15 protein-coding genes are annotated in these 14,571 nt (G+C 34.6%); 9 read left to right on the top strand and 6 right to left on the bottom strand.

The window, feature by feature from the left end; genetic code table 11:
* The first annotated feature begins 90 nt into the window (after window positions 1-90).
* The 7 genes from X927_RS02725 to X927_RS02755 all read left to right on the top strand — a co-directional run bounded on the left by X927_RS02725 (window position 91) and on the right by X927_RS02755 (window position 6,298).
* Window positions 91-390: a stage V sporulation protein S gene (locus X927_RS02725; protein ID WP_103076577.1), complete on the top strand. Its 300-nt coding sequence runs from the start codon at window positions 91-93 to the stop codon at window positions 388-390.
* 2 nt (window positions 391-392) lie between these two features.
* Window positions 393-647, top strand: coding sequence for a hypothetical protein (locus tag X927_RS02730; RefSeq protein WP_103076578.1), 255 nt, complete (start codon window positions 393-395; stop codon window positions 645-647).
* Window positions 631-1,593 (top strand): DUF1385 domain-containing protein, encoded by a 963-nt coding sequence (locus tag X927_RS02735; RefSeq protein ID WP_103076579.1) that lies wholly within the window; start codon window positions 631-633, stop codon window positions 1,591-1,593. The genes X927_RS02730 and X927_RS02735 overlap by 17 nt, the downstream gene beginning before the upstream one ends.
* 438 nt (window positions 1,594-2,031) lie before the next feature.
* The gene (rho, locus tag X927_RS02740; protein ID WP_211286422.1) at window positions 2,032-3,357 is read left to right on the top strand and encodes a transcription termination factor Rho; all 1,326 of its coding nucleotides are present in this window, start codon (window positions 2,032-2,034) and stop codon (window positions 3,355-3,357) included.
* A gap of 19 nt (window positions 3,358-3,376) precedes the next feature.
* Entirely contained in the window at window positions 3,377-4,114 is a 738-nt protein-coding gene (locus X927_RS02745) for an alpha/beta fold hydrolase (RefSeq protein WP_146026567.1), read from the top strand.
* Window positions 4,115-4,256: 142 nt separating this feature from the next.
* A complete protein-coding gene (gene pyrE / locus X927_RS02750; protein ID WP_103076581.1) occupies window positions 4,257-4,847 on the top strand; it encodes an orotate phosphoribosyltransferase in 591 nt (196 codons plus the stop codon).
* Between the two features lie 89 nt (window positions 4,848-4,936).
* Complete coding sequence (locus X927_RS02755) at window positions 4,937-6,298, top strand: Do family serine endopeptidase (protein ID WP_103076582.1); 1,362 nt, start codon at window positions 4,937-4,939, stop codon at window positions 6,296-6,298.
* Between the two features lie 63 nt (window positions 6,299-6,361).
* Here X927_RS02755 and glmM read toward each other — a convergent pair whose 3' ends face one another.
* From glmM to X927_RS02775, 4 genes are all read right to left on the bottom strand, one after another.
* Entirely contained in the window at window positions 6,362-7,684 is a 1,323-nt protein-coding gene (gene glmM / locus X927_RS02760) for a phosphoglucosamine mutase (protein WP_103076583.1), read from the bottom strand.
* Window positions 7,685-7,690: 6 nt separating this feature from the next.
* Window positions 7,691-8,542 (bottom strand): carbohydrate ABC transporter permease, encoded by an 852-nt coding sequence (locus tag X927_RS02765; RefSeq protein ID WP_103076584.1) that lies wholly within the window; start codon window positions 8,540-8,542, stop codon window positions 7,691-7,693.
* 13 nt (window positions 8,543-8,555) lie between these two features.
* Window positions 8,556-9,458, bottom strand: coding sequence for a carbohydrate ABC transporter permease (locus tag X927_RS02770; RefSeq protein ID WP_103076585.1), 903 nt, complete (start codon window positions 9,456-9,458; stop codon window positions 8,556-8,558).
* Window positions 9,459-9,563: 105 nt separating this feature from the next.
* A complete protein-coding gene (locus tag X927_RS02775; protein WP_103076586.1) occupies window positions 9,564-10,805 on the bottom strand; it encodes an ABC transporter substrate-binding protein in 1,242 nt (413 codons plus the stop codon).
* Window positions 10,806-11,127: 322 nt separating this feature from the next.
* On the opposite strand from X927_RS02775, the gene X927_RS02780 reads away from it, so the two are divergent.
* Both X927_RS02780 and X927_RS02785 read left to right on the top strand, forming a co-directional pair.
* Window positions 11,128-11,658, top strand: a complete 531-nt coding sequence (locus tag X927_RS02780) for a dihydrofolate reductase family protein (RefSeq protein ID WP_103076587.1) — start codon at window positions 11,128-11,130, stop codon at window positions 11,656-11,658.
* Window positions 11,659-11,751: 93 nt separating this feature from the next.
* Window positions 11,752-12,675 carry a carbohydrate kinase family protein gene (locus tag X927_RS02785; protein WP_169925107.1) on the top strand — a complete coding sequence of 308 codons (924 nt, stop codon included), beginning with the start codon at window positions 11,752-11,754 and terminating at the stop codon, window positions 12,673-12,675.
* Here X927_RS02785 and X927_RS02790 read toward each other — a convergent pair.
* Entirely contained in the window at window positions 12,645-13,265 is a 621-nt protein-coding gene (locus X927_RS02790) for a ComF family protein (RefSeq protein ID WP_103076589.1), read from the bottom strand. The genes X927_RS02785 and X927_RS02790 overlap by 31 nt on opposite strands.
* Window positions 13,266-13,272: 7 nt before the next feature.
* Window positions 13,273-14,541 carry a HEAT repeat domain-containing protein gene (locus X927_RS02795; RefSeq protein ID WP_103076590.1) on the bottom strand — a complete coding sequence of 423 codons (1,269 nt, stop codon included), beginning with the start codon at window positions 14,539-14,541 and terminating at the stop codon, window positions 13,273-13,275.
* Window positions 14,542-14,571: the final 30 nt, after the last annotated feature.

Genomic DNA, 14,571 nt, shown 5'->3' on the forward strand with positions numbered 1-14,571 from the left:
CATATTTGACAAGGAGCCTTTTTTCTTTGACATTATTAAAATTTATGGTAAAATAAATATATAGCCTGTCCACAAAGGAGGAGCCAAGACATGGAAGTGTTAAAAGTCAGTCATTCATCTGCACCGAACAAAGTTGCTGGAGCTATAGCAGGAGTTCTGTCAAAAACAGACGAGGTTGAACTACAAGCTATTGGAGCTGGAGCAGTTAATCAAGCAGTGAAGGCTATTGCCATTGCAAAGAGATTTATCGAGGCTAAAGGGAAGGAGATATACGTTATCCCTGGTTTTGTGGAGGTTGAAGTAGGTTCGGAAAAAAGAACGGGTATTAAGTTCAAAGTGGTGGCGAAGGTTTCTGAAAATATTTCCCCAGAAGAGTATTCTCAACAGTAAAAATGAATGAAAACGAGAAAGCAATATTGGAAATCATTGAAGCGTGTTCACAAAACACGCATCTTTTTGATATTATAAAAGATATTACAAAATTAGATAATGGTGAAAGATACAAGCTGCGTAGAATGGCATCTCAAGTACTTAATAAGAACAATGGAATAGACAAAGAGGCTATAAAATTTTACTATGTAGTTACTGAACAAGGTGTTGCAGAAGAGATTTTAAGGAGGATTCAATCTAGTGAAACCAAAACCTAAAACCGTAGGTGGACAAGCGGTTATTGAAGGCGTAATGATGAAAGGAAGAAATACCGTAGTCGCAGTAAAAAGAAAAGATGGAAGTATAGCAGTTAAAAGGTTAAAGGATAACTCTTGGGGGATTTGGGAAAAAATACCTATTATTAGAGGTTTTTTTGTATTACTACATGCAATGATAATTGGTATGAACGCATTATCTTATTCGGCTAAAGTATCCGGAGAAGAAGAGGAAGAATTAACTACAAAAGATATGGTTATTGCCATATTACTTGCTGTTGCAGTTGCAACTTTAGGGTTCGGTGTTTTACCTGTGTTTATAACCAAACCCTTCAACATCGAATCTGAATTTTGGTTTGCTTTCACTGAAGGCTTTATAAGAGCGTTTTTGGTTGTTGCCTACATCTGGGGTATTTCTTTCATGAAAGATATAAAAAGAGTTTTTCAATACCATGGAGCCGAACACAAAAGTGTATTTACCTACGAAAACAATGAGCCTTTAGAGGTCAAATACGCCAAAAAATACCCAACCTTGCATCCTAGATGTGGTACTAGTTTCTTGATAATTACGGTTTTTGCTTCGATTATTGTTTTTGCTATAACGGGTGGATTAGGCTTCAATTCAACTTTGCAGAAAGTAATTTCTAGAATAGTACTTCTTCCACTAGTTGCAGGTTTAGCTTACGAATTTCAAAGGTTTACTGCAAAAATCATTGACACAAAAATAGGAAAAATTCTTGCCTATCCAGGATTGTTGCTTCAAAAAATTACTACCAAGGAACCTGAAAAAGAACAATTGGAAATTGGGCTCATATCTTTAGAATATGCACTCAAAGAAAATTTTGATGGTGAAGTAATTTTAGATAACCATGGAAACCAGATTGAAAATCAAGGTGCAGAACACAAAGTCTTTGCTCCAGACGTAACTTCCCTAAAAGCCGATTCTTAATGCCCTAAAATAAATCGGTTGGCTTTTAAAAAGTTTTCTTGTGATTGATACTTTTTAATTTATTTTTCTTGAATTACGGATGGACTTCATTTAGATTCTGCCAAGAATATTTCTTGTTCTCCACACTGTACTATTTCTGTGATTGCCCTTTTGTTCTATTAAGGGATTACTTCGTTCTTATTATGTGATATGCTCACAAAGTTTATTAATAAATTATGATCTGTATGCTATATTCGAACGCTAGCAGACGACTGCCTACATCTATAAAGGAATAATTTGTGGGTGAAAATTAGATGGATGTGAAGGGAATGAAAGGGTAAAAAATTCCCTTCCTTAGAAGGGCGGGCTGGGGGCAAAGGGGCGCTAATAGAAGAAAGAATTTGCCTTTAAAAAGGTTACAGGGCGCAGCAAAAACTAAATGTAATGAGGAGGATTCACATGGATGAAAATACTAACAATTTAGTATCAAAGAAACAAAGTAGAGATAATATTCAAGCCATTGAAATTAATATGGCTAAATTAAACGAAATGACCAGAAAAGAGTTATACGAATTAGCCCGCAAACTCGAAATATCCAATTATTCTAAGATGACAAAAAACGAATTGAAGTTTGCTATTTTAAGAAAACAAACTGAATCGATCGGATACTTTTTTTATGAAGGGATTTTGGAAGTACTTCCGGATGGTTACGGTTTCTTGAGAAGCGTAGACAACTCATTGTTGCCGGGAACTGATGATATATACGTTTCTCAATCTCAGATTAGAAAATTCAACCTTTTCACAGGAGACATAATAGCAGGTCAAATAAGGCCTCCAAAAGAAGGCGAAAGATTTTTTGCTTTATTAAGAATAGAAGCGGTTAATTCTTTACCTCCCGAAAACGCTCGGGATAGAGTGTCTTTTGAAAATTTAACTCCTGAGTATCCAAAAACCAGAATGGTTTTGGAACATAAGAACGCACCATACAGCTCAAGAATAATTGATCTTTTCTCTCCTATAGGTTTTGGGCAAAGAGGGTTAATCGTTGCTCCTCCAAAAGCTGGTAAAACTACGCTGCTAAAAGATATTGCCAACTCTATTGCCGAAAATTATCCTGATACTAGAAGGTACATACTTTTAATAGACGAACGGCCTGAAGAGGTGACAGATATTCGTGACACGGTAGATGCTAACGTTATAGCAGCCCCGTTTGATATGGACCCAGAAAATCAAATAAGAATCGCAGAAATGGCTTTGGACCACTTTAAGAGGCTAGTTGAGTTTGGTCACGATGTGGTTGTTTTAGTTGATAGTTTGACAAGGGTTGCACGTGAATATAATCTTTATGTACCATCTAGTGGAAAATTGCTGAGTGGTGGTCTTGATCCTGCCGCTGTAATTTTCCCAAAGAAATTCTTTGGCGCTGCAAGAAAGATTAGAGAAGGTGGCAGTTTGACCATCTTAGCCACGGCATTAATAGAAACTGGATCGAAGATGGATGAAGTGATATTTGAAGAATTTAAAGGCACAGGAAATATGGAGCTGGTGTTATCAAGAGAAATCTCTAATGAGAGAATATTTCCTGCTATAAACTTAAAATTATCAGGTACAAGAAAAGAAGAATTGTTGTATAATCCTGATGAGATGAAGAATACAATTATTCTAAGAAAGTTCATCAACGATATGTCCCCAAAAGAGGCTTTAGAATTCATCTTGAGTTTATTAAGGAAACATAAAACTAATGATGAAATAATGGAAGCGATAGAAAATCAAAAAGCTTTATGAACTGTGATATAATTTGTTTATGAAAATATATCATAGATATTACTTACCAAACACAAATAACTATAAAAATTTATATCTAATTCACGGTCTTGGAGAATATTCCGGAAGATATGTGAATTTTATTCAGCAATTAAATAAGATAGGGATTGCTGTTTTTACCTTCGATCTTCCGGGGCATGGTTATACTACTGGGAAAAAAGGCGATATAGAGAATTTTTACGAGATTTATTCTTTTTTAGAAAATTATGTTCAAGAAGAATATCTGCTATTTGGACACTCTCTTGGGGGGTTAATCGCTTCAAGATTCGTTGAAATAACGGAGAAAAAACCCGAAAAACTTATTCTCTCTTCTCCTGCCTTGGGGGATATTAGACAACTAAGTTGGCTTTTAAACCTTTTCTCGATATTTCCAACACTTACTTTTTCAAATGGAATTAATCCTTATGACCTATCCACGGATAAAAAAGCATGTGAATTATATAAAAAAGATCCGCTGGTACATGATAAAATAACCGTCCGAACTGCTCGTCAAATGTTCGACGAATCTGAAATTGCGTTAAAAGAAATCGAAAAGGTTGATATCCCAACATTGTTGCTTTTTGGAGAGGAAGATAAAATAGTCAACATCGAAGAGTATAAGAAGATAAAGAATTCAAACATCGAGAAAGTTCCTTTTTCCAAAGGGAAACATGAGTTATTTGAATGCGTTTACAATAAAAATAAATTTTATGATAAGATTTTCGAATTTTTAAAATAAAGATAAACCCGAGCTGTGGGATGGGGAGCGGGTCAAAGGAGCCAAGACCCTTTAATCCTAATGGGCTGGCTGCGGGGTGAAGGGGCGCTAACATGAGTTTTAGAGTATATAAAATAGAGATATCAGGAGGTAAAAAATCTTAATGAACGATAATACAAAATACGATGAAACTAAAGTATTAGAAATATTAAAAGACACTGAGGCCTTTTTAAAGGGGCACTTTTTATTATCTTCTGGATTACATTCTGACACGTATATTCAATGTGCAAAAGTTCTTAAATATCCAGAGTATTCGGAACTTTTTGGCAAATTAATTGCTGATAAAGTAAAGTCAAAAATAGACTACGTTGTATCTCCTGCATTAGGTGGAATTATCATAGGATACGAAGTAGCAAGAGCTTTAAACGTTCCATTTTTATTCGCTGAGAGAGATGAAAATGGGAAAATGAGTTTGCGTAGAGGTCAAGCTATAAATGATAAAAGCAAAATACTAATAGTAGAAGACGTAATAACTACAGGAAAATCGACGTTGGAAGTTGCAAAATTGATTGAAAGTAACGGAGGAGATGTGATTTCATTCGCCTGCATCGTCAACAGATCTTCTAAAAGGTTTTTAGAAAATAGAGAAATCATGTCGCTTGTTACTATAAAAGCTGCTACCTACTCCCCAGAAAACTGCCCTTTATGTATCCAAGGTTTAGAATTAATAAAACCAGGTAGTAGAAAACAATAGAAAGAAAAAAACTAAAAATGCAAGCTTTTAAGTTTCTTTTAAGAAGTTGGTTTATAATTTAAGTGAATAAAATAATTGGAGGTGCTATTATGAAAAAATCTATCTTGTTAATTTTGACTGTATTTTTACTTTCCATATCATCATTTGCAATTGTGAATGAAGGATACGAAAGTCCAGTAGTTAACGTAGTTGAAGAGGCTGCTCCAGCCGTTGTAAATATTGAATCCACTCGTTCAGCTGCCGTTCCAATAGATCCCTACATTCAAGAATTTTTTGAAAGATTCTTTGGCCAAGAAATGCCAGAGTATCAAACAAAAGGGGTGGGGTCTGGCTTTATTTTCGATAAAAGAGGCTACATATTGACAAACTATCATGTGATAGAAAGTGCAGAACAGATATCTGTATCTTTGCCGAATGGAAAGAACTATGACGCCGAGTTGGTAGGTGGAGATGAAGATCTCGATTTAGCAATAATTAAGATAAACGCTGATGAAGACTTACCAACGCTGCCTTTAGGTGATTCAGACAAAATTAAGATTGGAGAAGATGCAGTAGCTATAGGTAATCCATTGGGTTTACAAAACACCGTTACATCAGGGGTTATAAGTGCAACCAATAGAAGTATTCCAAAACCGGATGGAAATGGGAACTATGTTGATTTGATACAGACGGATGCAACTATTAATCCTGGTAATAGCGGAGGACCTCTACTGAATATACATGGGGAAGTCATTGGAATTAATACTGCCATCGCAGTAGATCCTCAATTAGGAAGCGTGAACATAGGTTTTGCTATCCCTATTAACATAGCAAAAAGGTTCGCAGATTCTGTTATGGAAACCGGTTCCTTTCAAAGAGCTTATTTGGGTGTATACATCAGCAATATAACCGAAGAATTGAAAAAATCTTTGGGGTTAAAAGTAGACAAAGGAGCCTATGTCCAAGATTTAGTACCGGGTGGAGCCGCTGAGAAAGCCGGTATAAAAGTAAATGATGTAATAGTGGAAGTCAATGGCAAAAAAATAGAAAATGTGGACGATTTAACTTCTTTAATATCCACTTATCCAGCTGGGACTACTGTAGAAGTAGTTGTCGATAGGTTTGGAGAAAGGATTACTTTCAATGTAACTTTGGGGAGCCAAACACCTGAAGCTGTAGAAGCCTATTTTGGAATCGTAGTTAGAGATATAACTTCAGAGGATAGACAAAAATACAATATAAGAAGTAGTATTCAAGGAGTTATTGTTGAAGAAATACAAGACGATACATACGCTCTTGGGCTAAGAGCAGGTGATGTTATTACAGAGATAGCGGTTAATGGGGTTTATTATGACATACAGAATACTGATGACTGGGAAAAAATAGCTTCCTCAGTTGAAAAGAACAGTTACGTAGCCTTGATAGTTTATAGAAATAATGTTAGGTACGTAATTCAATTTTTCTATAGATAAACAAGAATAATCATTAAAAAAACGGGGCTAATGTGTTAAAAAGCCCCGTTTTTTAAAGCTATTTTACTCGTTATCAATACTTTGTATAAGTTGGTTAAATTCTGTGATGCATTTTTCAATTGTTTCTTTATTGGATCCTTCGGTCATTATTCTTATTTTAGGCTCAGTTCCTGAAGGTCTGATTAGAATCCTGAATCCTTTAACACTTTGGTATTTTCTTGTTAAATTTTCAATTCTGATGTCCTTCATGATTTTTACTTTATCCTTAACTGTAACGTTTTCCAAGTGTTGGGGATATTTAGGAATTTCTTGAAGAAAATCATCAAGCGATTTAGAGAAATATTTCAAAGTTTCCAAAGTCTCTAAAGCCGTAATTATTCCGTCTCCTGTTGTAGATCTATCAAGGAATATAATGTGTCCTGATTGTTCGCCTCCGATTGTAGCATTTTCTTGTAGCATTTTTTCCAAAACGTATTTGTCTCCTACGTTTGTACGTAGAAGATGTATTTCATTTTTCTTTAAATACTCTTCCAAACCTAAATTACTCATAATGGTTGCAACAACGATCTTGTTTTTTAATCTTTCTTGAGCTTTCAATTTCAGAGCATTGATAGCCATCAAAACATCCCCATCTACAAGATTACCGTGGTGATCGATAAAAAGGCATCTGTCCGCATCCCCATCGAACAAGATTCCAAGATCATACTTTTCTTCCTTAACGATTTTAGACAAAGTTTGAGGTGAAGTAGAACCACAGTTTTCGTTGATATTGAAACCATCAGGGGCATTTTGGTATACTGTATAGTTCAAACCGAGTTCGCCAAAAATGTCATCTATTATCGCTCCAGCGGCTCCGTTACCCACATCAACAGCAATTTTTAAATCATTACCTTGTATATTTTCTTTGTACAAAGAAACTACGTAATCAACATATTCTTTTTTTGAGGAATCTTCTATGTATCTTCCAATATCTCTATAATCACAGTATTTAAGTAAACCATTCAAAATTATTTCTTCTAATTTTTCTTCTGTTTCATCGGAAATTTTAAACCCTTCACAAAAAACTTTTAATCCATTGTACATTGGAGGGTTGTGAGATGCAGAAATGACAACGCCGATAGACTTTTCTTTCTTAGTTATATACGCCAATCCTGGTGTGGTTAGAACTCCGCATGATTCTACATTCATTCCGCCCGCCAATGCTCCTGAAGCAACGGCCATTTCCAATACCTCTCCTGAATTTCGTGTATCTCTTGCGATATACAATTTTTTATACTCCGAACCAAACAAACTTGCAAGTGAATTTCCAAGTTTCATTGCCAAATCAATAGTCAACTTTTCATTAACGACCTCTCTAATGCCATCTGTGCCAAACAAAACTTTCATTCTACATCATCCTTTTACGCTTCCGGCTGTTAAACCTTGAACTATCCTATTTTGGAACACTAAAACCAAAATAACCAATGGCATTGTAACTATTACTGACGCAGCCATCAGTTGCCCCCACGGAACTTCGTAGAAGGTTTTACCCGTAAACATAGCAATCGCAACTGGAACTGTGTATTTTTCCGGGGTTTGCATGAAAGTTAAAGCAAATAAGAATTCATTCCAAGCTTGAATAAAAGCTAACAAACCAGTCGTGACCAACCCTGGGGCAGAAAGAGGCAAAACAATTCTCCACAAAGTTTCAAATTTAGAACATCCGTCTATATACGCAGATTCTTCTATCTCTTTAGGAAGCTCTCTGAAGAAATTTTGTAATATCCAAGTTGTTAAAGGTAAATTCAGAGCGATATATGGTATTATCAAGCCAGGATAAGTGTTTATCAATCCTAAATTTCTGAGCAACTGAAAAAGACCACCCAATATAGAAACTTGAGGGAACATACTTACTGCAAGTATTAGTAACATCAAAGGTCCTTTCCCAGGAATCTTTAAGCGAGCTATTGCGTAAGCTGCAAAAGAACCAACGATTATGGAGAAAATAGTCGTGGCTCCGGCCACTATTATAGAGTTTAATATATTTAATCCGAAAGGTCTCTCTGTGAAAACTTTTATATAGTTTTCAAAGGTGAAACCTTGTGGCCAAAGCGTAATGTTTTTTGTAAAAAGGTATTGATCGGCAGTAAAAGAACTTTTGATTGCCCAATAGAAAGGGAAAATGTAAAAGATAACCATCAATATAACCAGAATATATAAAATTGTACGTTGAGTATTTCTTTTTGCTCGCATTCCCCATCTCATGTTTTTGCCCTCCTCAATCTAATTTAATGTTCAACGAGCGCATATAAATTATTGTAAATATTCCAATTATTAAAAATATTACGACCGATAATGCAGAGCCGTAGCCAAACAAACCTCTTGGAGAGAATATATTATCCATTAAAAGTGACCTATTGTAAACTGCCAAAGTTTCAGTTCCCACTGCACCCTGTGTCATGATGTAAACGATATCGAAAACCCTCAAAGCGTCCAAAGTTCTGAATATTAACGTTACACCAATCGTAGGCCTTAATACAGGCAAAGTGATAGAAGTAAATTGCTTCCATATACTGGCGCCATCAATTCTAGCTGCTTCGTATAACTCATTGGGTATGGTTTGAAGTCCTGCAAGGAGTAAGAGAGCAACAAATGGAGTAGTTTTCCAGACATCAACGCCTATAATCGCAGTCATAGCCATACCTGGAGTTCCTAGAATGGGGGTACCTTCCTCGAGTATTCCTAGATTATATAGCATTAAACTTATTACACCATATTGGTCATTATACATCCATTTCCACATTTGGGAAGAGACCGCTGTAGGTATTGCCCATGGAATTAAAACTGCTGCTCTTACCAAACCTCTCAATTTAAAGTCTGCATTCAATATTAACGCTGTTACTAATCCCAAAAGGAATTCTATAAGTACAGAAAAAAAAGTAAAATATATAGTGTTCCATAAAGAACTCAAAAATCTCGGATCTTGAAACAAATTGATATAATTTTGAAATCCTACAAACTCTCTTTCAAATCCTGGTCTAAGAGACCATTTGAAGAAACTATCATAAAGAGTTTGTCCTAAAGGATAAAAGGCGGTAATACCGATAGCAATTAAAGTTGGAATAATGAGCCAAAATGCAAGCCAGATATCGGATCTTTTATACGTACCTTTCACTTTCATTGACGCACCCCCTAATTATAATCTACTATATTATACAGAAAGGCGGTAGACGGAGGAACTCCGTTTACCGCCCACCTATGAAAAATTATATCAAATTCTTTGTTTTTATTCAACTATAGCTTTGAGATTTTCTGCTAAGTTGTTTAAGGCTTCTTCGGGTTCAGCTTGCTGTGTTAGAACTTCGTGAACAGCAACTTGTATCTCGTAAGAAATTTCAGCATATATTGGAGAAATTGGTCTTGGTTCAGCATTCAAGAAAACATCTAGAAGATCAGCATAGAAATCATTCGCTTCAATAGTTCTTGGATCATTGTATGCCTCGATCAAAGTTGGTGTTTGACCAGCATGAACGGCTTTGTAAACTTGTTGTTCTTTACTAACCAAGAATTTGACCAATTTTTTAGAAGCTTCTATCTCAGCTGGCGAAGAGTTTGCATTTATACCAAGGTTCCATCCACCCAACGTAGCAGAATTTCTTCCATCTGGTTCGGGTCCTTTTGGAAGAACCGTTATACCAACTTTTCCAGCAACAGGTGACTCAGGAGCGTTAACTAAAGGCCATGCGTATGGCCAGTTTCTCATAAACACGGCATCGCCGTTTTGGAAAACTCTTCTACCTTCTTCCTCCATGTAGGTAGTTACTCCCGCTGGACTTACGCCATCTTCTATCAATTTGTCCATGAAAGTTATTGCTGCAACATTGTTATCGTAATATTCAGGATCATCAACGACAACTTCTCCCTCTTTCATTATCTCTCCACCGAAACTGTGAACGAATTCCATAACGTCACAGGTTAAACCTTCATACCTGGCTCCTTGCCATACGAAACCTTCAATTCCTTCTTTCTCGGAGATATCTTTTGCAGCTGTGTACAGTTCATCCCAGGTTTCTGGAACATCATAACCATATTTTTCCAACAAATCTTTTCGGTAATAAAGAATACCAGCATCAGTAAACCATGGTACGGATACCAAACTTCCATCTACGATATTCGAAGCAACAGTTCCAGGGAAAAATCCATCAAGTCCAAAATAATCATAGTCATCCGTCAAATCTACTAAGAATGGAGCAAATTCTGCTGGCCAGATAACGTCAAGCATTAATACATCTGGATCCGGTGTACCTGAAGCTAAGTAAGTAACGTAAAGATCGTGCCTATCCGTAGAACTGTTGGGCATTGGAAGCACATTTACAGTTATGTCTGGATTCTCTTTACTAAAGATCTCCACCTGTTCATAGAGAACTTCCAATTCCTTTCCTACTGCACCAGCCGCTATCGTTATGGTAATAGAAAAAGCGCTCAAAACCATTGTCAATATAGCAAATAAAACAACTACTTTTTTCATACTACTGCCACCTCCTGATATGATATAATAAATTAAATAAACAAATTGATCATTTTATATTTTATCACATGTAACTTTCATCTCAAAAGGGAATTATTTAGGATTAGAAGCTATTAGAACTGATTAAATCCGACTAAAAGCGATTAGAGCCAAAAATCTTAGTTTTCTTTGAAAATGATAAATTCTGTTATAAATCTTATTGAAAAAACAAAAATAATTTAACATTTCGAACTAATCTACTTAGCTTAAAACGTTAAAGGAGTTTTACTATTCCTAAGATTATTAATTATAAAAGAATAGAAGTTTAGGGAGGATTAATTATATGAGAGTAAAGTTAATAATAGTTCAAAGTATCAATGGAAAAATTCGAATGACAGATGATTCACAAAGAAGTTGGACCTCAGCTGAAGATAAGGAACATTTTTATAATATAACAAAAGATATTGGCATCGTACTTATGGGGAGAAAAACATTTGAAGAGATAGGATCTCCTTTAAAAAAAAGAATCAATATTGTGTTGACAGGAAATCCTGAAAAATATAAGGAAGTTGAGTTGAAATATGACAAATATCTATACTTTACTGACAATCCTCCAGAGATATTATTGGATAAACTAGAGCAGAAAGGATACACTGAAGTTGCATTAATAGGGGGTTCTACAATAAACTCCTTGTTTTTAGAAAAAAATTTAATTGATGAAATTTTTTTAACTATCGAACCGGTAATTATTCAAGGTGATCTATCAATTTTCAAATACGTGAATGATAAATATAATTTCAAGCTAAATGATTTTAAAAAATTAAGTGAAGATACTATTCTTTTGCATTATCTGAAAACTGAAGATAAAAAATAACCTTATGCGAAATAAAAGAATTTTTCAGAGATACGATGGGGAACGGGGCAAAGGTCGAACTAAACTAAGGTGAAGGAAAGAAGGTGGAATATTGTGGTTAATTTTGTTTCGTTTGGTGAAGTGTTAATAGACTTCATCTCTAAAGATTATGTAAAAGGATTAAAAAATGCAACTTCCTTTGACAAATTTTTAGGAGGCTCACCAAGTAACATAGCTGTTAACATCTCTAAACAAGGTTTCAAATCTGCTATGATTTCGAGGATAGGTAAGGATCCTTTTGGAGATTTTATCCTTGAGCAATTAAATAATTATAATGTGGAAGTACAGGGTATATTACAAGATGAACGATTTTCTACAGATATTGTTTATGTTTTGAAGTCTAAAACATCACCCGAATTTTATCCATTGAGATCTGCCTCTTTAAATTTAGATATTACTGATTCATATTTTGATATTGTAAAAAAAGCAAATATCTTTCACTTTTCTTCTTGGTCGTTATCTTCTGATAATAACTTAAAAAATACACTCAAATTGTTAAAAATTGCCAAAAAGAATAATGTTTTGATAGGATTTGATCCCAATTATAGAGAGATATTGTGGAAAACATCTTTAGAAATAGAAGATGTTCTAAAATTGATTATGCCTTACGTGGATTTTATCAAACCCTCTCTAGATGATTGTATACATATTTTCAAGGAAAATAAAAATGAAGAAGAATACATAAATTATTTCCATGAGCTAGGAGTTAAAAATGTAATTCTTACATTAGGTGAAAAGGGATTTGTATTTTCGGACGGTAAACAAATTACTTATTTTGACTCTTATGCAAAAGAGGTAATAGACACAACGGGAGCAGGGGATGCATTTTGGTCAGGTTTGTACATAGGAACGATTATAGGTTTAGATGTTATAAAAGCCGCCAGGTTGGGGAATGCCTTTTCAGCAGAAAAGTTAAAATATGTGGGAGCGATATGTGATATAAAAAACTATAAAGAACTATTAAAAGAATACCTATAAGCCTTTGCTACTGTAATACCAATTAAAACATCACATTTATTAATGAGCAAATTACCCACCTCGTTCATCGAAGCCCCCGTAGTGTACACATCATCAATAATAATAATGTTCTTTGGGGGATCCTGGAGCAATTTTATCTTGTTTTTAACGTTTTCATTTCTCTTTCTAAAATCCAATTGAGCTTGTCTTTTATGAGTTTTTGAAGAAAAGAGATTTATTAAGGGGAAGCCTAAGAGGTCAGAAAAATGGTGAGCAATTAAGTGAGCAGGTACAAAACCTTTTTCATAAATACTTGAGTAATTTGAAGGTACATATGAGACAGTATAATTGAGGTCTGGAAATTTTAAATCTATAAAAAACTTTGCTAGCATATTTCCAAAAATTTGGGCAATTTTTGGATGTGAATGGTATTTGAACTCTTTTATTAAGTTGGACAAAGGATATTCGTATTTTCCATAATGATAAATTTTAAAATCACCTTCTGAAAGAGAAGGTGAGTGGAGATTCCCTCTGCAATTGTCGCAAATAAGTTCTCCAAAGTCTACCGCTTTTTCACAAACCAGGCAGTGAGGTTCAAAAACTGCGGTCATTATCTTTTTAAAAATTTACTACCATCTCCGCATTTAGACGTAGAAGTGCATTTAACGCAGCAAGTTTTAAATTACCGTTTTCATAAGGGTCTTTAAGTATTTGATTTGGGATTTCCCAATAATCTTTTGCTTTAAAAAATTTCAGTAGATTAACGGCGGCTTTTCTTAGGGAAATAGGATACATTTTGTTGAGAGCGATTAATGATATATCTTCTATAAAATTATCTAATTTTAATTTTCTTATTATTTTCAACCCTTCCCTTATTCGTTTGGAGGATAATGAATTTAGAAAGTTAGGAACGTAATCTTTAAGCATATAGTCTTGAAAATAAATGAGATAGTCACTTGCACCGATGACTAAGTCATCGTCTACGGCAGATAATAAGTCTCTACAAAAATCCACATAACTCATATCTTCCTTTTCAGTAGCTAATTTCAATCCAAACTTAACGATTTTTGCCTCTTCACTGTTCACCAATTGGTCGATCAACCAGGTAGGAATAGAATCAATTCCACAAACTTTCTTTGAGGTATTTGCAGCAAGCTGAAGTATGTGGATATCTTTTTCTTCCTGCACGATTTTTTCGATGAATTTATTTATAACTTCACACGGTAAACCCGAAAAGAATTTTATTATTATACCTTTTGTTTCATTGTTGCAATCAAAATAAGTTTCTTTTAAGGAGTTAAAAAAGGTATAGGCATCTTCTCTTTCATAAAATCTTCTTAGCGCCATAACCTTAACGCTTTTATCTACTTGTTCGGATTTTAAGGTTTCAGAGATGTTCTCCAAAGCTGAAATCAGTTGTTTTATCTTAACGTAGGGATCATTTTTCATTTTACTAATAATCTTTTCTGAATCTTCTGGGTAGAATTCCAAAAATGTGGATATCAGTTGATATCTAACCATTGGATCAGGATCTTCGGTAAACTCCAAAATGAATTCTATTGGTTTTATACCCATTTGAATGTAACTAATAATTGCTTCTTTTCTAATGTTTGCTGAAATGTCTTTCAAAGCCTCTTTTATAGTATTCTCATCCAAAAAACCCATTTTATCTAAGTACCTATATGCAGAAAATCTGACATTTTTATCGGGATCTTTTAAGTATTCTTTAATCCTTGGGGCATCAATTTTTTGTTTTGTTAGTTCCTGAATAGCTTTGGATTTAAAAGAGGGATAAGGAGAATCTAACATATCAAAGTATATTTGAATGTTCTCTGACTTTATTCTTTCTTCTAAAATTTTGTAGGTTTCGATTATTTCATTTGCCATTGATTAATGATTTCCTCCTAAGTTTTATCG

This window comes from Petrotoga mexicana DSM 14811 (assembly GCF_002895565.1).
GTDB lineage: Bacteria > Thermotogota > Thermotogae > Petrotogales > Petrotogaceae > Petrotoga > Petrotoga mexicana.